This is a genomic window from Alistipes communis (genome assembly GCF_006542665.1).
Lineage (GTDB): Bacteria > Bacteroidota > Bacteroidia > Bacteroidales > Rikenellaceae > Alistipes > Alistipes communis.
In genome coordinates, this window is sequence record NZ_AP019735.1 from 3,166,176 (window position 1) to 3,186,773 (window position 20,598).

Consider the following 20,598-nt stretch of genomic DNA (forward strand, 5'->3'; position numbering starts at 1 on the left):
ATCAGAAAGATTTAAAAGGTGACATTCAGACCGACACTATACACTTTGACCAGTGGATAAGCTCCATTATTGTTAGTCAGGGATTCCGGATCGATGAAATCAAGTGGAGTGAATGTCAACAGGTTGTATCCAGTCAACGAAATGCCCAGTTTTTTGATTCCTACCGAAGCGAGGCGTTTGCTGTTCGAGAACGTATAACCGACCGACAATGTTTTCAGACGCAGATAGCGGGCATTGCGTAGCCAAAGCGTAGAAGCGGAAGAATTCCAAACCTCCGATTTTTCAGCAGCACGCGGTAACGTTCCGGTCTGATGCTCGGGTGTCCAGCAATCATCATAAAAATATTGGAGTAACCCGCGGCCTCCCGCATTCGTATAGGGAATACGGTACTCGATTTCCATCATCTTGTTGACGTGCGTCGCTCCCGTCCACTGCATTGAGAAGTTAAGCCCTTTCCAATTGAATCCGGCATTCAGACCGAAAACGTATTCGGGTCGGGTCGAGTAGCCGGTCACCATCGTATCGTCACTGTCCACAATCCCGTCGCCATTCAGATCGGCATACATGGCATCGCCGGGTGCAACAGCGACATAAGGCTGTGGCAAGGAAGAATCGAGAACCATGTTTCCTTTGGAATCAACCGTAAAGTCGCTATTCTGATACAGCCTTTCGAATTTGTAAAGTCCCGTATAGCGTCCGGTCGGACCGCCGGTCTGATGCTGATAAGCGAACTGGCTCTTCACCTCGTCCATGTACAGAATCTTGTTCCGGGCGAACGACACGTTGGCATTGACGTAATAGTTGAATCCGCGCCGTGTCGTTTCCTTCCACCCCAAGGCGATTTCGTAACCGTGATTGTCCACTTCGCCGATATTCAGCGCGGGCAGACCTGCCGCAATAATGCCAGGGGTCGAGTTAGGCGACAGGAGAATGCCCGTACGGTGTTCAAAGAAATAATCGAAATTCAGGGAAAACCGATCTGAAAAAAAGTTGACATCAAGACCATAGTTTTGTTTGTCGGCTGTTTCCCATGTTACATCGGTATTGCCCAACGTACCTTCCCCGTAAGCTTCCAAACTATTCGGGTTGTTAATACCAAAGCTATAAGAGCCGTTTTGTGACCAAACGCTCGGCATATACATAAAACGCGACCCACTCTGATCGTTACCTACACGTCCCCAGGATGCACGGAATTTGAGATAGCTGATCGCATTTTGATGACGCATAAATCCCTCTTCGCTCAAAACCCAGCCTACTGATGCCGACGGAAAAGCTCCGTAACGTGTTTTCCCGGGCGCGAAATTCTCCGATCCGTTGTACCCGATATTCACATCGACGAGGTATTTGTTCCGATAGCCGTAGGTCACCCGGCCGACATACCCCACATAACTGCGCGGGATATACTGAAACGTACCGCCGCCCGCCACAGGATAGTAGTCACGCGACTGATTGTAGAGAAACATGGCCGACACCTTGTGGTCGCCGCTCACACCGAACGAACGCGAATAATTGATTTTGGCTTCGATATACCAGTTCCGATCACGCCCATAATCGTTTTCCGAATAATTCAGCGGTTGATCTTTGCTATAATCGGGTGCAGCCTCCGAGGCCGGAATGTAAACGATGGTCTTATCGTAATCCGGATCAGTCTGTGGTTTGGTCGGATCTTCAAGATACGATTTATAATAAGCCCTCTGATATTCCTGCCGCCATCCATTGGCAGTACGGCTTTTCGTTAGATTAAAACGATTGTCGTAAGCGCCTTTGATCGAAACCGACAGGCCTTTTGTCAGAAAATCAAAATTTTGTACGATCTCTGCATCACAATTAAGCGTAGTACGGTAGATCTGCTCATACCCGTAGCCGAAAAAAGTGCTGTATCCGTCGCGCAGTTCGATCGTAGACGGAATGAACCCGTTCGGGATCAACGTTCTTTTACCGTTGACAAAGCCCGGACTGGACATCGGCACGGCCCAAATCGTTGCATAGACCCATTCGTTGCCATCAGCGACCGTCAGCGGATTCTGACTCTTGCCCACATTGCCGCCGATGCCGATTTTCAGGGCAGTCGTCCGCGTCAGATCGAAATCCACGTTCGCCCGATAATTATAGCGGTTGTAGCTGTAATTATTGTCGTAATCGAGGTATTTCGTCTGTTTCAACACGCCGTTCTGATAGAGATAACCGAGCGAAACGAAATAACGCACGTTCTGACCGCCACCCGAAATGTTGATATTATTTTTCGTTTGCAAAAAAACACTGTTGAACATCTTATCCTTCCACCGGACGTTCGGATACATAATCGGATCGGAACCAGTACGATAAGCCTCGATGGCCTCCCGGCTGAAATACTGTGTTTTGTCAGTCACGCCGTCGTTCTGTTGTTTGATATTCCAGAAGCGGGCATACTCATAGCTGCCAGTCTGCTGGACATAGGAAAGCGGCTGCTGCACACCTGTAATCGAACTGACGGAGATTGAGGGGCGACCTTCCTGTCCGCGTTTGGTCGTGATGAGAATAACGCCGTTGGCACCACGAACACCGAAAACCGCTGTCGAGGCAGCGTCTTTCAGAATCGAGAAATTCTCTATTTCATTCGGGTCGATCTGCGAAAATTCGCGTTCCACGCCGTCGACCAGCACCAGAGGAGCCGCATAATTGCTGTTCAACGAACCAACACCGCGGATATAGATCGTTGCGGCGTCGTTACCCGGCTGTCCGGAGGTCTGTACGGTCGCCACGCCGGGAACCGAACCGGCCAATACATTGGTAATGCTTGCAACGGGTGCCTTGACCAGTTCCTTGGTATCGACGGTCGCTAAAGCTCCGGTAATCGACGCCTTGGTCTGCGTGCCGTAGCCGATGATAACCACATCGTCGAGCCGCGCGGCATCCTCTTCCAGCGTAACATCGAGCTGCGTACGGGTCGAAACGGCAGACTCAACTGTCTTATAAGACAGATAAGAGAAGGTCAGAATAGCTTCGGCGCTTTTTACGTCGATGGAGTAGAGACCGTTGGCATCGGTGGCAGTTCCGTTCGTCGTTCCCTTCTCGACGACGGAGACACCGATCAATACATTGCCGCCGGCATCCCTGACCGTTCCCCGAACGGTAATCTTACGGGAAGGTGTATCGGCCGGTGACGTCTTCGCAGCCTCTTTCCGCGTATACAGGACGACCTGCCGTTCGGAAATCCCGAATTCGGTCTTCTCATCCAGGATTCGGCGAAGTATTGTTTCCAGCGAGGCGTTACGAACATCGAGGCTTATTTTCCGTTCAAGATCCATCGTCTTGTCCTTGTACAGAAAAATATAACCTTCGTCCGTTTCGATTTGGTTGAGCACCTCTTTCAGCGGTTTGTCTTTCACACGCAGGGAGATACTCGTATTCTGAGCCAGAAGAGCGCTGCCTGCCCACAAACAGAAGGACAGACAAAGCAAACATCCCTTTTTCAGAACATGGGTTCGTAGATTTTGATTCATACAGGTTTGATTTTCAGATATAACACTATCGGAATTCGCAAAGAACGGAACGGTTCCCGCGAATAGTTCAGGATGGTTTTCGTATCGTCATAGGCAGTAGTTTAAGTCGGTAAATATCATGCGCATGTATCATTGTCGAATCGTGATGTCGATTTCCCGTTCGCCGGAGCGCATATAGGAAATGGGAGCCAACAGTTTAAGATGGTTCAAAGCGCTTTCGAGTCCGGTTCTGAGTTCCAGTTTGCCGCTGATCATAATCTCTTCCGTCAGGTGCGAATCGCAATTGATCCGAACTCCGTAAAAATGCTGCAACTGCATAAACACCTGTTCCAGAGGCGCGCTTTTGAATTGGAGGAAGCCTTCGGTCCAGGAAACAAAATTATTGGTATCCACCAAGCGTATCTGCCGTTCCCCGGTGCGGGCGTCGTAGGTGAACATCTCCTCGGGTCGAATGCGGCTGCTCTCACCCTGTTCGAGAGCGGTGACATCCACCGAACCCGACACCAGCACGACAGACTGTTTTTCATCGTAGGCATTGACGTTGAATCGGGTACCCAAAACCCGGACCTCCATGTGCGATGTCTCCACGATAAAGGGACGGTCGATGTCGCGCGCGACATCCAGATAGGCCTCGCCACAGAGTTTCACCCGGCGTTCGCCCTCGGCCCGCTCGCAGATTTCCAATTCCGATCCGGAATTGAGCCATACGACCGTACCGTCGGAAAGCACCGTTTTGGTCTGCTGACCGATCGGCGCGGAGAGCGATCGGAACTGCAAGTGCGGCGTCGGATCATCCCTGAAATTTTCGGGGAGATAAGAGATGCCTGCAACGAAAGCAACGACTGCCGCTGCTGCAAGCCACTTCCAGTAACGGCGGAGTTCTGTCCGGCGCTTCGACATTGCAATGTCATCATCCATGAGTAGTGTGGCATCGTAGATCCGCCGCAATGCATTGAATTCATCGCGCTGCGTATCATTCCCTTCAGCCCATTTCATCACTTGGATACGTTCCTCCAAGGAGGCATCTCCCCGCAGATATTTTCCGATCAGATTAAAATTCTTTTTCATAAAAATGAAATATGCGCATGTATATATTAGTTCCCCGAGAATCGGGAAACCCTAAACGAAAAATAATATTTTTCGGCCGATTGCTGAAATAAAAAGCCGGGCGACAACTGCGGCAAATGCACCGCAGACACGTTAACCCGCAAAAAACGAATGTATTGAAGGGTGGTTAAATCCCCAGAAAAAGATAGATGAGCGGCAGGTAGTCCTTCAGGTCGGTGCGAAGTTGTTTCAGCGCCTTGGTAACATGGTACTCCACGCTCTTTTCGCTGATGCCGAGTTCCTGAGCTATCTGCCGGTTAGACATTCCCTCGAACCGGCTGAGCATGAAAACGCGGCGGGTCTGCCTTCCCAGCGCATCCAGCGATTTGTGCAGAATGGTTTGCACATCCTCGGCATAAAGCGCATGCGGGTCGCATGCTTCGAGCGTATTGATTCGGAACTGTATTTCCCGGGAAGCATCCGATCCGACGCTTCCGTGTATCTGATATTTCAGGCTCTCGCGCCTCAAATAGTGAAGCGCTTTGTTGCGGATGACCGAAAACAAAAACGGAAGCACGAACTCGACCTGTTCACCGGCAGCCATCTTTTCCCACAGAACGGCCATGGCTTCAGCGGCCATACATTCAGCCTGGGCAGAATCATAAGTATAAGATTTCGCAAACAAGACACACCTTTGGTAATAACGGTTGAAGTCGTCGCCCAAAAATCGTATGTCAGTTTGATTTGAACCCACGCGGCCTTTTTCTTTATAATACAAAGTTAGAGAAAATATTTCGACATTCGCAAATCCTGATTCAATTTGAGGCTTGATAAAATGGCTATCAATTATTTATAAATGATTTGAAAATTCCACGTATGTCTTTGTGCTGTTTCCGAGACTACCTACTCCCCGTTTAGCACGTTATGCACCGCATTTGCCTTGCTTCCGTTTCCGTGGGCAAAGCTATGGCAGGGGGTCGGAAAACAACCAAGATCGGAGCCCTTCGGGTTCAGACAAATAAATCAGCCGCAATATATAAGTTGCGGCTGATTTATTTGTCCTGAAATCTTGTTTGTATTCCGCCCCTCTGAAATATAGCCCACAGAAACGGAAGCAAGGCAAACGCGGCCCATACGGCATAAAAAAAAGGTCGTAGTTATGAAACAGCACAAAGACATACGGGAAATTTTGAAACGGAGCGGCACCGCTCCCACCGGCATCTGCGGGTTTTGGGGGTCTGCGGCAAGTTTCGCGGCTGTGCTTTTCGGCGCGTTTGCGGCGTTCAAATTTCTCGCGGGTATCTATCTCGGCGCGGGCGGTTTTTGGGGGTTCTGCCTCTCGTTATGGCTCTTGCGGCGGTGTCGGGACATCGTGTGTCTCGTCCTTTCCCCTGGGGGCGTCCTCGTGCGGTTTCTTCTGCGGCTGTTTTACTAACATTCAACACTTTACAACTATGGGAAAAGTCACATTGTTATTCGCAGGAAAGAGTTACGACACCGACGTACAGAACGTGCGGGAGAATCAGATCGTCATTTTCGACGGCCCTTACAACATGCGTCAGCGCATGGTCGTGGCCGGAATCGCACACACACAATCCGGTTACAATTACCGATTGATCGACCCCGAAACCGCCGAGGAGCACACTGCCGATCTGATCCGCCCCTTGCGGGACAAATTCGGTATCGGGCACTATTACGACGACGAGCACCCCGAATTTATGGATGCCTCCGAGGTCGCGGCGCTCCGCACTCGTGCCGACGCCCTCAAAGCCGAGCAGGAAGCCGCCCGACGTGCGGCGGCGGACGACGCGGAACGGTTACGCACCATCGGCGCGGAGCGTCTGCGGCAGATCGTTCCCGACGATGCCGTGGCCGTCATCATCGGCGAACAGCACGAAAGCGAATGCGACCCCTATACGGACTATTTCGGCTCGCGTATCGTGCGCACGGTGCTTCTCGGATTCTCGACCCACACGCGCGATCTGTTCCCCGAAATGCGCAAGGCCGCGGCCCGGTTCGAGGGCACGGCGCACCTGGCCGAGCGTAATGCCGAGTACGAACACCGTGAAAAGTACAGCATGGGGCACGGCTATTACCTCGGCACGCACCGTTATTCGGGCTGGCAGGTCAGCAAGGAATCGTGCCGCGACAAAGAGGGCATTATCAAGCGTTTCGCCGTCGTGGCCGGAAATCCCGAGAACGTATGTATCGAGAACCCTGCACCCGTGCAGAACGCCGCCCCCGAAACCGTGGCCGACGCACGTGTCGAGATCGTGGAATACTCCGCGAAGTCGATCGCCGTATTCGGCGATACGAAACCCCTGCGCGACACGCTCCGCGATCTAAACGGGCTGTTTCGCGCCTACCTTACGCACGACGGCACCCGGTGCGCCGGGTGGATTTTCTCCAAACGCCGAGAACAAGAGGTGCGCAGCGCATTGGCCGCCTATCTCAAATAACATTCAACCCGGGGCGGGCATCCGCCTGCCCCACAACACCCGAAACCATGAACGAACAGATAACAGCTATCGCCGCGCTCCTGCTGGAGATCAACGGCAAAGAAAAATACACCGCCTTTTTCGATTTCAGCGGCCATGTACGCACTTTCAGCATCCGGATTTATTCCGGCAAGTGGTCGAAAGGGAAAGACCCTCTTTTCAACCTCTCGTTACAAAACAAGGACGGACAGCAATGGCGGAATTGGGACAACGCGCATGCCATGTCCGGCGATTCGATCCTCTCATTCTTAACGACTTTATTATGAAATCATACGAAGAAATCATACAGCGCACGGCGGATTTCGACTACATGATGCGCACCCGGTTGCCGGAAAAGTACATGCCGGAGGTATTCGGCGTCACGGCCGAGGAAGACCCCGATCTGCGGCAACTCCTCCACAACGCATCGCGTAACGGCATAGGCATTACCTACCTGCTGTTCAAAATACCGTACGACCGCCATAAGCAACTGATCAAATACCTTTCAAAATAATCTTAAAACCATCACACCATGAAAACGAACGAAAACAACACCACGACCGCAATCGCCGCTCAGAGCACGAAATCGACCGTTCTGCTCTCCATTGACAAAATCCGCCCCAACCCCAACAATCCGCGGCGGAGTTACGATGAAAACGCCCTCGCGGAACTGGCCGCCTCCATTGCCACACACGGCCTTATTCAGCCCATCCGGGTGCGAGCCGCAGAACAGGACGGCTACATCATTGTCTGCGGCGAACGCCGCTACCGCGCCGTGCAACTACTCGGCCAGACCGAGATCGAGGCCATCGTCGATACCGCCCCCGCGGACGAACGGGCGATCTTCGACCTCGCGCTTTCGGAGAACATTCAGCGCGAGGAAATGCCGCCGCTCGACGAGGCCGAAGCCTACAAAGCCGCCATGCAGACCCTCCGAGGAGATGCCGCCGCCGTGGCCGCACGCTTCGGCAAGAGCGAGCAGTATATCTACTACCGGATGAAACTCGACGAACTGATCCCCGACATCAAAAAACTTTTACGCGAAAACTCTATTACATTGGGTCTCGCTATGGAGTTGGCACGATACGGAAAAGACTTGCAAAAGACGATCTGCAAAGACCGCCTCAAAAACGAGGAGGGGTGGCGGAAATACTCTGTAAAGGAGTTCAAGCGAATGGTGGACGCCCATTATACGAACGATCTGGCCCGGTATCGCTTCGACCAGACGGCGTGTGCCGCATGCAAGTACAACGCAAATACCTACGATATGTTCGCCACGGGAAGCGGACGGTGTACAAACCGGGAATGTCTCGAAGCCAAAAACCGCGAATTCATCGAGCGAAAAAGCGGAGAACTGATCGCGCAAAACCCGAAATTCATCCTTTGCAAAGACCGTTACGGATACGACGACCATGATAAGGCCGTAGAGCATATGACCGAAAACGGGGTCGAATGCAAGGCGTTCGAATACGGGCAGGTGCAGGAAATGCCCGCTATACCCGCTGAACCATGTCCGGCGGATTATGCCGCCGATGCCGATTATACCGCGGCAATGCAGATCTATGAACAGCAGAAAAAGGCTGCCGAGGAAAAGACCGCCGACCTGCTGGCCAAGCACGACGCCGGGGCGATCCGTATCTTCGTCAAGACTTCGCGCGACGACGCCCGGCTGGTCTATGTGAACCAAGCCGCTAAAGGCAGGGAATCGACCGGGGAACTGATCGCCCGCCTTGAGGAGAAGAAAATCCGCAACACGGAACTCGCACACGAAAAAACCGTCGAAGCCGTCCGGCAGATCGTCCGCGACGAGGAGATCGCCCCGACGCCGTTTACCCAGCTGGAAGACAACATTCTCTATTACATCATGCTCGGAAGCCTGCGGCGCGAGCACCTCGCCGCCGTGGGATTCCCCAAGGCGTATTATTTGACATCCGAACAGAAAATCGCTGTCGTCAACGCGCTGACCGACGAACAACGCGATCTCATCACCCGCGATTTTCTTGTAAAAAGCCTTACATCCGACATCGGTTTCGACAAAACGGGGAAGCAACTGCTGATGGAATTCGCAGCCCTGCACCACAAAGAGAAATACGAGATTACGAAAGCGCAGTTCGACGAGGAATACACGAAGCGCAACGACCGTCTCGACGAGCGTATTGCCGTGGCCGAAGCGCAGGAGAAAGCCAAGACCAAAGCCGCCAAGAAAGAGGGCAAAACGGGTAAGAATTCTAAGAAAATGACAAAGAAAGCCGCCTAAAGTCTGATCGGGGACGACCTGCGGGCCGTCCCCATAAAACCGAATGAATCATGTTGAAAGAATTTATCGACGATCTTCGCCGGCATGGAATCGCCGTTTTCGATCTGATCCATGTAGGTGCGGGGAATCACATTTTTTTCGCACGCCGAAACGGCCATACTTGGGGTATCCGGATTTCCCGGCAACGAGGCGAACACCGTTATACCGTGCATATCTTCTCCGAAGAATCGGACATAAGGGGCACTTATTCCTGTCCGCCGGGATTGTTGCTGACAACTATCGAACTGCGATTCAACGACCTTGCGACACCATAAATAAGTCCCGGTTTCCGTCTGCGGCATGACTGCCGCAGACGCGAACGGGCGGACGCCCGCGGCTCCCGCCATACCGCCACCCCGAATTGTGTCAAAACATCATCTGACGAACCTATGAAATCTTATATACGTATCACTCCCGATGTGGAATATTTCACCGATTACGACCGTTTCCGCGAGGCGCAAATCTACTGCGCCGTCGCCGAAGACGGCACAAGCCTGTTCAGCCGCATCGAGAACCGCCGCTTCATGCACACGGTGCGGCACGATCTTTCCGAACGGGTTATCGAGCTGCTATGCCGGCAGATACATCGTGAAATATGCACATTGCACTATGGCGGACAAGTCGTGGAATGACCTGCCTGCCACACCAGAGAATTGTAAGTTGTAAAATATTAAAAGTGCCCGGTAAAACCGGGCACTTTTAATTGGGTTCAACCCCGGATCAATATCTGTGTTTCGGATACTCCGGAAAGAGGATCAACCAACATAGTCCGATGGCGACCAGTACCGACAATATTCCCATTGTCAGGCAAAGAGCCGTTAGAAAGTGTGCGAACATCGAATCTTATTTTTCCCGTTACAGCAGTTTTGCTTCTAACAACTCTTTGGCAGGTATTTCCACCGTCTGATGCCGGGCTCCGTTCTTCTCGATGATTTCCAGCAAAAGCACCTTGTCGTCGGAGATCGTCAGTTTGGGCAGTGCGAATACCGTCCGCTGACGCTGGTGTCCCCTCACGACTGCCGGATCGTTGCATACACGCAGGATTTCGAGCGTCGACTGCTGTTGTGCCGTACGCTTGGTGAGTTTGCGATCCGCTACAATGAAATGTCGTGCATCTACCTCGAATGAGATATTCGTGTCATTCGAGATACAGGAGTGAATGTATATCACGTCATTGAACACGTAAATCCCCAACACTTCGACTTCAATGCCGTACTTCTTCGTGCGAATGCCCTTCACGTCCGTACGGTTTTGGCGGTATATGTCGCTCAACATGCGTTTTATGGTCGCAGGTTTCTCGCGCCCTACCTCGCGCAGCAGCACCCGGCCTTCGGATGCTGGGGCCGTTGGCTGCGGATAGCCCACGGCAGCCGGTTTCTTCATACTTTCTGGTTGCGGTTCCTGTACTGTAAGATTGAGGGTCGAGACAGCCGGATTCTCGGCATAATAGACATCGAAAGTGAAAAATCCGCCGTCCTCGGTGATGACCGTCAGGTTTGTTTCTGCTGCGAAATTCCGCACGGCGGCTTTCACGCGCACGACGTTCTCGGCTCCGTCGGCCTTACCGGCGATGATGTCCATCGAACCGATGTCGATATACGTAACGGGCGACGGGAAAAGGATATGCACGGTTTTGGTGAATCCCGCTTCGATCTTGCGGGATTCGATCTGCTGCGGCCCGTCCTGCATGGCCTTCGCCGCAGCGTGTGCTGCCCAAATTGAGGAGACAATCAGGAATAGATAAATGAGGTTTCTTTTCATGTTACTGCTGTTTTGAAATCAATAATAGCTGATGGTTGGCTTTGAGGGTGATCTTCACCTCACGGAGCTTCCCGGCGACATACTGCGACGAAGCCTGCAATCCTCCGCGCGCCAGCTCGGACAATACCTGCTGCCCGGCCGAACGGGTGACGTTTACGCTCGTGCCGGCGGTCTGCCCGACGGACGCCAGCGCCTCTTTGAGAGCCGTCCGCTCGCGGGAGTTCGGGACGTTGAGTCCCGGCTGGCCGTCGAGGTCGTAAGCCGCGGCTTCGACGGCGAAGATTCGTCCGCCGTATTCGACGGACGACACCGTGACTTGCAGCCGCATCCCGGAGATCGTCGCAAGACCGTATAACGGAGTGTTGCGTGGGATCACCGTATCGTCGATGCGCACGGCTTCCAGCAGCCGCAGCTGCACGATGCTTCCGGCACGTATGACCTGTGTCTGAGCGACGCAGGCCTTGACGGTCGGAATATCGGCACGCGCAACGCCTCCTGCCGCCGTGAGAAATGCCAAGTTACGCTCGACGGTGAAATCCGCCCGCGGGTCGAGCGTCGAGGCTTCGACCGTACCCTCCCGAACGGGCCGCATGACGGAAAGGCGCGAATCTTTCCGCTGCTTCGTCGGCTCAACAGCTTCTTCATCTACGGCCACTCCGCCGCCGAGATACTTCCGGGCGAGCTTGTACTGCTCCTCGGCCAGTTCCAGCGGGTCGGGCTGCTGCCGCTCGGCGTCGAGCTGGGATTGCAGGGCCGCGACCTGCTCTTTCAGTGCTTCGACCTCGGTATTGCCGCAAGAAGGGGCCGGGGTGTAGAAAGCCGCCATTTCACCCGATATCCTCCGGTAGGCAGCATCCGATTCGTCGATCGCCGTCGGTGCTGCCGGAACTGTAGCATCCGCCATTTCCCCGGTCACAGGCAAGCGGTCGTCCATAACATCACCCAACGATTGTAGTTTCTCGCGCCGCTGCTGCTCGTACTGCTCCTGTTCGTAGACCTTGCGTTTGTCCGTTTCCGCCGGCTTTACCGTCGCTTCCGGAATCGTAACATTGTATCCGTCCGTTCCCGCCTGCTGCGGAGCCGGTTTCGGGGCGAACAGGTACCATAGGAAAATGCCGCACAGCAGTGTCATCACCGTCACGACACCTACGAACTTAAGTTGCCGGAGGTGCTGAGGCGTGAGAAAGTGCGATAGTTTTTCAACCGCTCCGTTATCGCTCCTGCGTATCATCTTCATCTGTATTTAGAGGTAACGGGCGCGTTTCCGGTAGTAGCAATGGCTGCCGGAGGTGTCCAACGGCGGGAATCGACGTCTCCCGACTCCGCATTCCACCGAACAGAATCATCAGGGCGACCGCCGCATAGACGAGCAGCAGCACAGTAACCAGCCCGAGCCGCTGGCGCGGCGTAAGACGTTCCATGCGGGCCTTCAGCCACGCTTCGGCCCGCGTCTGTAAATCCTTAGCGCTCATAACTTCCGAGGTCTTTGTTTTCGAGAATGCGCAGGTCTTCGATCAAGAATCCCTGCGGGTTGTTGTCCGAGCGTACGGCATTTCGCAGGCGGCATGTCGTGACGAGCGTCCGCTCCGTCACGTTGCTTTCACGGACGATCTTCTGCCGTGCGAAGGTCTCGACAGCATAGGGATAGCAGTCGAAATCGCATCGGATGCTGTCCACGACGACATTCTGCGATACGTTCGAGGCGATGATGCGGTTGAAATATCCTTTCTCTGCGAGACTTTGGTAATAGGCGATGGCGCTTCCGTCCGCAAGGTACAGCGCCCTGCGGACATTGCCTTCGATGGCCTCGCGGTCGGGAGAGAGGGTGAAGAAGAGCTCGTGGAAGCGCCGCACGTGTTCGCGGGCTTCGACGGGACGGTTCTGGGCCATATCCTGCGAGAGAGCCAATATCAGCGACTTGCCCTGATCCAGTACGTAGATCTTCTGCCGCTGGGCTTCCGCGAAGCGGTAGGATGTCCACACTGCCGCCACCGAGATCAGCGTGCAGGCTCCCAGAAAGAGCATGCTGAAGAGCCGCAGGTGGCGAAAGGACGATTCTATATTCCTCAATGTTTTGAATTCCATATTTTATTACGTTTTATCGTTTCTTCAAAGCCCCTTTTATACGGCCTCCGACATTTCCGATCGCCGCTCCGGCGACTCCGGCAGCGCCCATCGCCACGGCACGTCCTGCGCCTGCGACTTTATCGCCGTAACTTCCGGCGCCTCCGGCCTGAATGATCCACGACGCAACGGTCGGCACGCAGAAATATCCGATGATTCCGATAATCATAAAAATGCAATAGACCGTATTGCTTCCGTCGGGTATGAACGTCGGGTCTTGCAGTCGTTCGATGTCCTGCTGGAGCATTAGAATCTGGATGCGCGAAAGGATCGCACCGAACAGGTCGCTGACGGGCAGCCACAAATAGATACAGATATAGCGTGCCAACCAAGATGCCAGCGTATTGTGGAAGCCGTCGTACACGGAGAAGGCGAAGGCCACGGGCCCCAGCAATGCCAGAACGATCAGGAAAAACGTCCGCACGGTGTCGATGGTCAGCGATGCCGCCTGGAAGAGCGTTTCCAGAAACGTCCGGAATGCCTCACGGACTTTCTGACCGAATTGATACCCGGCTCGCTCGGCATACATCCCGGCAATCGCCATGAGGTCTTTAGGCTTCCAGCCCAATTCGTCAAGCCGTTTGTCGAACTCTTCATTACTGATAAGATAGGCTTTTTCCGGATCGCGGAGCATCGCCTGACGCTGCAATTCATCCTTCTGTGTCTGGTATTTTTCCAGATCGAACGCCTGTCGATCGACCAAATGCGATGTGGCATTGCTGATGGGTGACAATAGGCCGTTCAAAGGCCCCAGCACGAGGGTCGGGAAAGCCATGATGCACAGCCCCAGCACAAAAGGCCGCAGCAGCGGGAATACCTCGATCGGCTCCGCGGCGGCGAGGGATTTCCAGACCCGGTATGCGATGAAAAACAAGGCGCCCAATCCGGCGAGTCCTTTGGCAATGCCCATCATATCGCTGCACAACGGCAACATATCGGCGTACAACGAGCGGAGAATCTGATGCAGGTTCGTCCACTCTACGGCTAACGGCATCGTCATAGGTTACCAATATCTGTCGTTATGGCCGCCGTACAAGGCCCGCACACGCTCCGAATCCCCGCGCTGACGGCTGCGCAGGAACGACACGGAGATATTCTTGCGTGTATAATATTCCGTAAGATTGCGGTATTCGAGCATCTCGTAATAGATCCTGTCGATAATATCCAGCCGCTCCTTGTCGGTCATCGAAAGCCCCGACGGAGTGATGATCTGCTTCAGGTCATTCAACAGGTCGGCACTCGCCGACAGCAGCTTCGTATAGCCTGCGGCCATTGCCGTGAGTTCCTCGGCCGAGTAGTTCGTATCGTCGAGCATCGACCGGAAATTCGAGATGTATATATCGGAGATGTCGCCCACGAGCAGCATCGTCTGCTGCACGCGACGGGCGCTTTTGACGAGGTTATGCACCGACCGCAGCGCATCGTAATATTTCTTCGACTGCTCGTAAATCTTTACCGTCTGCTGAAAACTCTGAAGCAGCGTACTTCCGTTCCGGGATGCTTCGACGACCTGCTTGGTGGAATTCACGATACCCTGCGCCAGATTCGAGGGGTCGCTCACCACCCACTGCGCCCGAAGCGGATGGCCTGCCAGCAGCATCGCTGCCAGCAGGCCGAAGCCTATTCGCCGTCCCATCGCACCGGAGCCTGAAGGATTACTTCCCTCCCTATACGCTGCGGCCGGTCGTCGCGGACGAAAAGCCCGAAACATCCGATATGCAGAATATCGTTGGTCGTGTGATGAATGACGCATCCGCCGGTTTGCCCGTACAAGACATGGAGCCACAGACCGTCATCGCGTTTGAGAATGACCATGTCCCGCACGGGACGCTCGCCGCAGAAAAGCGTCGCGGCATATCCCGGAGCCGTTTTGCGGATCGTGATCCGCTCTCCGTATTCGTTCTTTCAGCAGCCGCAGATACGGTCGTCGGCAGCCTCGGATTGCAACTCCCGGATGGTCTGTTTCAGCGACTCGATCTCTTCTTGTGCCCGGCGCAGCCGTTCGTCTCGCGCGGCGAGTTCTTTTTTGGATATGAACATGATTTTCGGATTTTAGGTTAATGATATTCATTGCGTTTTCGCTCGGCCAACTGGCGTATAGCCAGCTCGATATTGCCGCCGAGCTTCTCCGTGAGACGTTGCAACTCCAGTTTTTCAGTCTCTTCGGTGGTATAGCAGAGGTATTCCTCAAGACTCGTTTCGGTAGCATAGACAGCAGAGTGCACGCCTCCGAGTCCGATCCACACCTCTTTGTAGCGGCGCTTGGGGTCATTGGCCCGATTGATCGACAACACCTGATTGCGTTCCTTATCACTCAATCCCAACAACTCCTGAATCTCGTCGAACTTGTTAGCATACTTACGCATGTCCAAAAGGATGCGGCAGTCGCAGTTGGCGATGACGCTCTCCTTGAGGACGGGCGACGACAGCAGGTCGTCCAACTCCTGCGTTACGCACATACACTCGCCGAAATACTTGCGGCAGGTTTTATACAAATACTTGATAAATCCCGCCATGCCCGCCTTGGCGATAGCTTTCCATGCTTCTTCGAGCAGTAAAACTTTGCGAATACCCTTCAGCCGCCGCATTTTTGTAAGGAAGGTCTCCATGATAATCAGTGTAATGACAGGATAAAGGACTTTGTTTTCGCTGATATTATCCAGTTCGAAGACGATGAATCGCTTATCCAACAAGTCCAACTGCTTGTCAGAGTTCAAGAGGTAGTCGTACTCCCCGCCACGATAGTAAGGTTCGAGAACATTCAGAAAATTTTCAATATCGAAATCCTTTTCCCGGACGCGCTTTTTTTCCAACAGACGGCGGTAATCCGTTGCGACGAACTCGTAGAAGGTGTTGAACGAAGGTGTGGCCGCAGTGCCGGTCTTGAGTTGCGAGAGGTATAGGTTCACGGCATTCGACAAGGCCACCTCTTCCGCACGTGTCGGTTCCTCGGATTCGCGCTTCCACAAGGTCAGCAACAGCGCCTTGAGCGATTCGCGCTTCTCGACGTCGTACACTCCGTCTTCGACAAAGAAGGGGTTGAAGGCAACGGGGGCATCCTCCTGATAGGTGAAATATATCCCATCCCGACCTTTGGTTTTCTGCCGGATAAGCGAGCACAATCCTTGATAGGAGTTTCCCGTATCGACAATCACGATATGTGCGCCCTGTTCATAATATTGCCTGCATATATGATTGAGGATAAAACTTTTGCCTCCCCCTGAAGGCCCGATGACCACACGGTTCCGGTTGCTTATCCATCCTTTTTTCATCGGGTAGTCGGAGATGTCGAGGTGGATGGGGATACCGCTCACCCGATCCGCCATCTTAATGCCGAAAGGCGACAAAGATGAGCGATAGTTCGTCTCTTCGTTAAACAGACACAAGCCCTGTTCGAGAAACGTATAGAAACTTTCTTCGGCGGGAAAATCCCCTTCGTTGCCGGGGATCGCCGCCCAGAAAAGCGTCGGAACATCCACAGTATTATGACGCGGCGTGCACCCCATAAGTGCCAGCTGCGCCCCGACATCGTTACGGATCTGCTTCAATTCCTCGCTCCCTTCGCCCCATGCCATGACATTGAAATGGGCGCGTATCGAGGTCAGAGAGAAGGAGTGCGCCTCATTGAGGTAATCGTCGATCCATGCTTTATTGATCTGGTTCGAACGGCTGTACTGCGCGAGCGACTGCATGTTACGGGCCGTACGCTCGAACTGCCTGAGGTTCTCGTCGCTGTTATCCAAAAACAGATATTGATTGTAGATGTGGTTGCACGAGAGCAGCAATCCTACGGGAGCGGCAAATGAAAGCCGACAATCGGAACGCTCCGTCGAGAGGCGTTCGTAGCGGTCATCCGTACGAACGCTGCCGGGAAGGTCGTCCAGATCGGAAAGCGTATGCAGACACAACGCCTTGTCGCCGATCCACATCCGGTCGGGATCGAGACGCATGTCCTGCAACGGGGTCTTCCCGGACGGTGACAGCGTGAGATAACGTTCGAGGATTCCCGAAGATTCGGGAGTTCCGGCAATCTCGTCCGCTCCGAGACGCCGCAGCCGAATATGGCCGCTCTCGCGGACGATGCTGGCGAACTGCTCCACAGCTTCCAGAAAGCGCGTCGTCGTATCTTTGTCCTGCAACTCTTTCGGGACGAGCGTACCCCGGCACAGCACACTGCAATCGCTCTGACGGCGGCTTTGCGCACGGGTTGTCTTCGTAATAAACAGGTAGCAAGTATGATGCAGAAAAGGACGTTCGTTGAAATGCCGCTCGAACGACCGGCTCAAGAAACTCAAATCGTCTTTCCCGATATCGGAACGATACCGCTCCTGAACGAAAATATCCTGCTTGTGCACCACGGTATAGTCCGGAAGCACCTTCACCGCTTTGAGCCATACGCCGTGCAGCGCTTCATATTCCTGCGAAGAGACGGTAAACAACTCCGGAAGCGTAACCTCGAACGCCACCGTGATGTTGGCGTCTTTGGAGAGGATACAATCGTGTTCGACCTTTCAGATCGGGAATTTCCGTTCGAGGGTTTCGGTTTTCAAGGTGTTATTCATGTTCTTAATGTCGGTTTAGAATTCTTGCCACACTTTTTCGGGAGACGATACGTCGCGGATGCCGCCGTGCGGCGAGGAGCTTCATCAGTCCGTAAGCCCCGTACTTGCGGTTCAGACGGAAGGTCAGCGCCACAAGCGCGCCGCCCATCCCCACGCCCGCGACAAGGCATGCCACCTGATCGACTCCGCCCATATAAAGTACGACTACGAGAATGAAAACGGCGAGCAGGCCGCCGGCGAAGAGGAAGAGGTACTGCGCCCGCAGCCCCTTGAACTCCACCTGGCGGCCCACGCCTTTATTGATCGGATATTCGGCCATCGTCTAAAGGAAAAACGAACGCAGAATCGTGGCGGCGACGATCAGGAAGATACAGGCTCCGAACCAGCTCGCAGCGGTTTTAGACGTATCCGGATCGCCCGAACTAAACTTCTGATAGACCCGCACTCCGCCGATCAGGCCGATGACGGCGCCGATGGCGTAGATCAGCTTGGTCGCCGGGTCGAAATACGACGTGACCATCTGCGTAGCCTCCTGAATGCCGGCCATGCCGTTGCCTTGCTGCGCTGCGGCGTGCTGCACCGTGGCGAGCAGTCATACGGCGATTCATGCCGAACTGAAAATGAGTTTTCTTTTCATGGATGATTGTGTTTTTTAATTCGACTTCAGATTTTCTCTCCGGGCGCTGGGCCCGTGATTCATGCGTGCTGCTCATCCTGCCGTCAGCCTGAATCGTAGTATCCGGGAGCTTTCATAGCTTCGCTTTTTTTTAAGTTGAACAATCTATTTCGGAGCGGCAGCCATACGCTGCGCCGCTTCCTTCTCGGCATCGTCCAGATAACGGGCGATGATCGGGCTGGCGCCGGAGATGGCGTCCATGAGTGTACGCTGCACTTCCGTATGGCGGATGTCACGCAGCACTCCGGCCAGGGTTTGCCGCTGCTCTTCAGGCACGGCCTGCCCCTTGCATAAGGCGAGGATGCAATCCAACTGCTGCGGAGAGAAACTCTGCGTCCCGGCAGGCGGGGCCGTCGTTTCGCATCCTATGTCCATCACCTCTTCGGTCGCAGCTTCGCACATCAGGGTGTTCTCTTCCTCCGCGGTGAGCGCCGTAGGTTCCTTATGTATCCACCCCTGAACGGTCGCTTGCACAGCGCGATGTTCCTTATCGCTGTCGCTTGCCGGTACAAATGTATGGTCGCTCTTGTCTGAATTGTTCCCCTTGCGCCGGGAGTGGCGTGACGCGGCGCGTGCTGGCGTCCGCTGACCGGCGCCGTAGTCCCGGGTGACGACCAGCGCATCGTCTTTAGGGGTAACGGCTGCCGTCCGACGCGTGCGGCGGCGCGGCGGGTCGAGACGGTCGGCTTGCCGTCGATGCCAACGCGCCAGCGCCCGGCGCATCGGGCTGAAGCAAATTTCGCCCAACTCGCCCCGGAAGAGGAATTTATCCAGAAACAAATAGCAGAACAACACAAGGAACAGCACGACGAGGGCTTCCGTGATTTTCATAACGGGTGTCATTCTTACAGGATTTTATTGAGTCCTTTGGAGCAGAGCGACCGTATTTCCGTCCGGTGCCGCTCGAAGTGCTGTTCCAATACGTTGTCTATGAAGTTTCCGACCGTAAAACGCCGGTTGCCCGCAACGCCCACGAGGGTCGTGATCTTACGGAGCAGACGCCGATCGATATAGACGCATTGCCGGGCTTCGGAAGGAGTGTTCTTCAGAAACCGCGACGCATAGTCTTCCGCATCCGAACGCCTAACGCGCGGCTCCGAAGCAGACGCTTCCGCCGGCTCCGGGGCTATGGCATCTGACGCCGAGGCAGCCGGTTCGGGGCTGGCCATCAGGCTGCGCAGGTACTCTTCGTCGATCTCCTGTTGGGCGGGAGCCTTCCTGCTACTCATGGCTCGGAAGTTTCAGTACGGCGCAGATCTCCGTCATCAGGCGGTCGAAACCGCACTCGGCGACGAAAGCCCGGTCGGGCGGCAGCAGCGTACACCGGTACACCGGGCCGCCCGCTTCCTGAATATCCTTATTGAAGTTGCTCCGCACGGGAATATGCGTGCGCAGATGCCGCAGCCCCAACTGATCGAGGACTTTCTCGTACTGCTCATAGAGCGGCGTCCGCTCGCGGCGATCCACCAAGTTCCAGAACAGGAACAGCTCCCGAAGATGCGCCCGTCCCGTCTTGATCAGACGGTCGTTGAGAACAGAGGCGAAATTGAGCGTGCTTTCCAGCACGATCCGGTCGGCTTTCATCGGGATGAAGAGGTAGTCCAGTTCGACGATCGTGGAGAGGACGCCTTCGTTGCCCACCGTTCCCGGAAGGTCGAACAGCACGACGTCGTATCGTTCTTCGGCGACAGCGGCCCATTTCCGCCATTCCGACATCGCCTCGGAAGGTTTGCAACAGAGAATACGATAAGGTTTCACCCCTTTGTTCTCGGCGAGTGAAACGAGGAGTCTGCCGTAGATCGCCGAAGATTGCACGACGGCCTTGTCGCGGTTCGAGAGTTTGAGGATGGAGTGCTGCGGGTAGTCGCAGTCCACCACCGCGACGCGGATGCCGTGCAGGTAGTGCAGCCACGAGGCTGCCAGTACTGTGAGGGTCGATTTGCCGACGCCACCTTTCTGGGAGGCGAAAGCGATGCACAAAGGGTTCTGTTCCATACGAGAATAATTAAGCGATTAATATTTAACTTGTTCCGATACGCGGATACGTACTTGCGTATTCACGTATCTTCGGCGATTCATACGCCTTTGCGGATTCGCATACTTTTGTCGGCAGATACGGATATAAGCTGTCACATACGAACTTCGGCATCTATGCAGACATCTACATCCGTAT

At 54.2% G+C, this 20,598-nt stretch carries 22 protein-coding genes and 1 pseudogene; 8 read left to right on the plus strand and 15 right to left on the minus strand.

The window, feature by feature from the left end:
- Positions 1-11: 11 nt before the first annotated feature.
- The 3 genes from FMF02_RS12945 to FMF02_RS12955 all read right to left on the minus strand — a co-directional run bounded on the left by FMF02_RS12945 (position 12) and on the right by FMF02_RS12955 (position 5,307).
- Positions 12-3,482: a TonB-dependent receptor gene (locus FMF02_RS12945; protein WP_244611585.1), complete on the minus strand. Its 3,471-nt coding sequence runs from the start codon at positions 3,480-3,482 to the stop codon at positions 12-14.
- A gap of 129 nt (positions 3,483-3,611) precedes the next feature.
- Positions 3,612-4,550: a FecR family protein gene (locus FMF02_RS12950; protein WP_141413434.1), complete on the minus strand. Its 939-nt coding sequence runs from the start codon at positions 4,548-4,550 to the stop codon at positions 3,612-3,614.
- 166 nt (positions 4,551-4,716) lie between these two features.
- Complete coding sequence (locus FMF02_RS12955) at positions 4,717-5,307, minus strand: RNA polymerase sigma-70 factor (protein WP_244611586.1); 591 nt, start codon at positions 5,305-5,307, stop codon at positions 4,717-4,719.
- A gap of 381 nt (positions 5,308-5,688) precedes the next feature.
- On the opposite strand from FMF02_RS12955, the gene FMF02_RS12960 reads away from it, so the two are divergent.
- From FMF02_RS12960 to FMF02_RS12990, 7 genes are all read left to right on the plus strand, one after another.
- The gene (locus tag FMF02_RS12960) at positions 5,689-5,964 is read left to right on the plus strand and encodes a hypothetical protein (RefSeq protein ID WP_141413436.1); all 276 of its coding nucleotides are present in this window, start codon (positions 5,689-5,691) and stop codon (positions 5,962-5,964) included.
- A 19-nt stretch (positions 5,965-5,983) separates the two neighbouring features.
- Entirely contained in the window at positions 5,984-6,988 is a 1,005-nt protein-coding gene (locus FMF02_RS12965) for a fusion protein (protein ID WP_141413437.1), read from the plus strand.
- A gap of 47 nt (positions 6,989-7,035) precedes the next feature.
- Entirely contained in the window at positions 7,036-7,293 is a 258-nt protein-coding gene (locus FMF02_RS12970; RefSeq protein ID WP_019150797.1) for a hypothetical protein, read from the plus strand.
- The gene (locus FMF02_RS12975; protein ID WP_019150798.1) at positions 7,290-7,520 is read left to right on the plus strand and encodes a hypothetical protein; all 231 of its coding nucleotides are present in this window, start codon (positions 7,290-7,292) and stop codon (positions 7,518-7,520) included. Before FMF02_RS12970 ends, FMF02_RS12975 begins: the two co-directional genes overlap by 4 nt.
- 18 nt (positions 7,521-7,538) lie before the next feature.
- Positions 7,539-9,263 carry a ParB/RepB/Spo0J family partition protein gene (locus FMF02_RS12980; protein WP_141413438.1) on the plus strand — a complete coding sequence of 575 codons (1,725 nt, stop codon included), beginning with the start codon at positions 7,539-7,541 and terminating at the stop codon, positions 9,261-9,263.
- 50 nt (positions 9,264-9,313) lie between these two features.
- Positions 9,314-9,577: a hypothetical protein gene (locus FMF02_RS12985; protein WP_141413439.1), complete on the plus strand. Its 264-nt coding sequence runs from the start codon at positions 9,314-9,316 to the stop codon at positions 9,575-9,577.
- 114 nt (positions 9,578-9,691) lie between these two features.
- Positions 9,692-9,934: a hypothetical protein gene (locus tag FMF02_RS12990; RefSeq protein ID WP_141413440.1), complete on the plus strand. Its 243-nt coding sequence runs from the start codon at positions 9,692-9,694 to the stop codon at positions 9,932-9,934.
- 223 nt (positions 9,935-10,157) lie between these two features.
- On the opposite strand, the gene traN is transcribed toward FMF02_RS12990, so the two are convergent.
- The 6 genes from traN to FMF02_RS13020 form a co-directional block, all read right to left on the minus strand.
- Positions 10,158-11,063 (minus strand): conjugative transposon protein TraN, encoded by a 906-nt coding sequence (gene traN, locus FMF02_RS12995; protein WP_141413441.1) that lies wholly within the window; start codon positions 11,061-11,063, stop codon positions 10,158-10,160.
- Between the two features lies 1 nt (position 11,064).
- A complete protein-coding gene (gene traM / locus FMF02_RS13000; RefSeq protein WP_141413670.1) occupies positions 11,065-12,195 on the minus strand; it encodes a conjugative transposon protein TraM in 1,131 nt (376 codons plus the stop codon).
- A 79-nt stretch (positions 12,196-12,274) separates the two neighbouring features.
- A complete protein-coding gene (locus FMF02_RS13005) occupies positions 12,275-12,535 on the minus strand; it encodes a hypothetical protein (protein WP_141413442.1) in 261 nt (86 codons plus the stop codon).
- Positions 12,525-13,148, minus strand: coding sequence for a conjugative transposon protein TraK (gene traK, locus FMF02_RS13010; protein WP_141413443.1), 624 nt, complete (start codon positions 13,146-13,148; stop codon positions 12,525-12,527). Before traK ends, FMF02_RS13005 begins: the two co-directional genes overlap by 11 nt.
- 13 nt (positions 13,149-13,161) lie before the next feature.
- A complete protein-coding gene (gene traJ / locus FMF02_RS13015) occupies positions 13,162-14,181 on the minus strand; it encodes a conjugative transposon protein TraJ (RefSeq protein WP_162502326.1) in 1,020 nt (339 codons plus the stop codon).
- A gap of 9 nt (positions 14,182-14,190) precedes the next feature.
- Positions 14,191-14,823: a DUF4141 domain-containing protein gene (locus tag FMF02_RS13020; protein WP_055203594.1), complete on the minus strand. Its 633-nt coding sequence runs from the start codon at positions 14,821-14,823 to the stop codon at positions 14,191-14,193.
- An 80-nt stretch (positions 14,824-14,903) separates the two neighbouring features.
- Here FMF02_RS13020 and FMF02_RS13805 point away from each other — a divergent pair, with 80 nt between their 5' ends.
- Complete coding sequence (locus FMF02_RS13805) at positions 14,904-15,248, plus strand: hypothetical protein (protein WP_179952767.1); 345 nt, start codon at positions 14,904-14,906, stop codon at positions 15,246-15,248.
- On the opposite strand, the pseudogene FMF02_RS13030 reads toward FMF02_RS13805, so the two are convergent.
- The 6 genes and pseudogenes from FMF02_RS13030 to FMF02_RS13055 form a co-directional block, all read right to left on the minus strand.
- Positions 15,245-17,749: pseudogene (locus FMF02_RS13030) on the minus strand (TraG family conjugative transposon ATPase). The gene FMF02_RS13805 and the pseudogene FMF02_RS13030 overlap by 4 nt on opposite strands.
- A gap of 4 nt (positions 17,750-17,753) precedes the next feature.
- A complete protein-coding gene (locus tag FMF02_RS13035; RefSeq protein ID WP_118406292.1) occupies positions 17,754-18,068 on the minus strand; it encodes a DUF4133 domain-containing protein in 315 nt (104 codons plus the stop codon).
- 3 nt (positions 18,069-18,071) lie between these two features.
- Positions 18,072-18,296: a DUF4134 domain-containing protein gene (locus FMF02_RS13040; protein WP_015546612.1), complete on the minus strand. Its 225-nt coding sequence runs from the start codon at positions 18,294-18,296 to the stop codon at positions 18,072-18,074.
- Positions 18,297-18,530: 234 nt separating this feature from the next.
- Positions 18,531-19,256 carry a hypothetical protein gene (locus tag FMF02_RS13045; RefSeq protein WP_244611587.1) on the minus strand — a complete coding sequence of 242 codons (726 nt, stop codon included), beginning with the start codon at positions 19,254-19,256 and terminating at the stop codon, positions 18,531-18,533.
- Positions 19,257-19,270: 14 nt separating this feature from the next.
- On the minus strand, positions 19,271-19,654 hold the full coding sequence (locus FMF02_RS13050; RefSeq protein ID WP_141413447.1) for a DUF3408 domain-containing protein: 384 nt from the start codon (positions 19,652-19,654) through the stop codon (positions 19,271-19,273).
- The gene (locus FMF02_RS13055) at positions 19,647-20,420 is read right to left on the minus strand and encodes a ParA family protein (RefSeq protein ID WP_141413448.1); all 774 of its coding nucleotides are present in this window, start codon (positions 20,418-20,420) and stop codon (positions 19,647-19,649) included. Before FMF02_RS13055 ends, FMF02_RS13050 begins: the two co-directional genes overlap by 8 nt.
- Positions 20,421-20,598 lie beyond the last annotated feature (178 nt).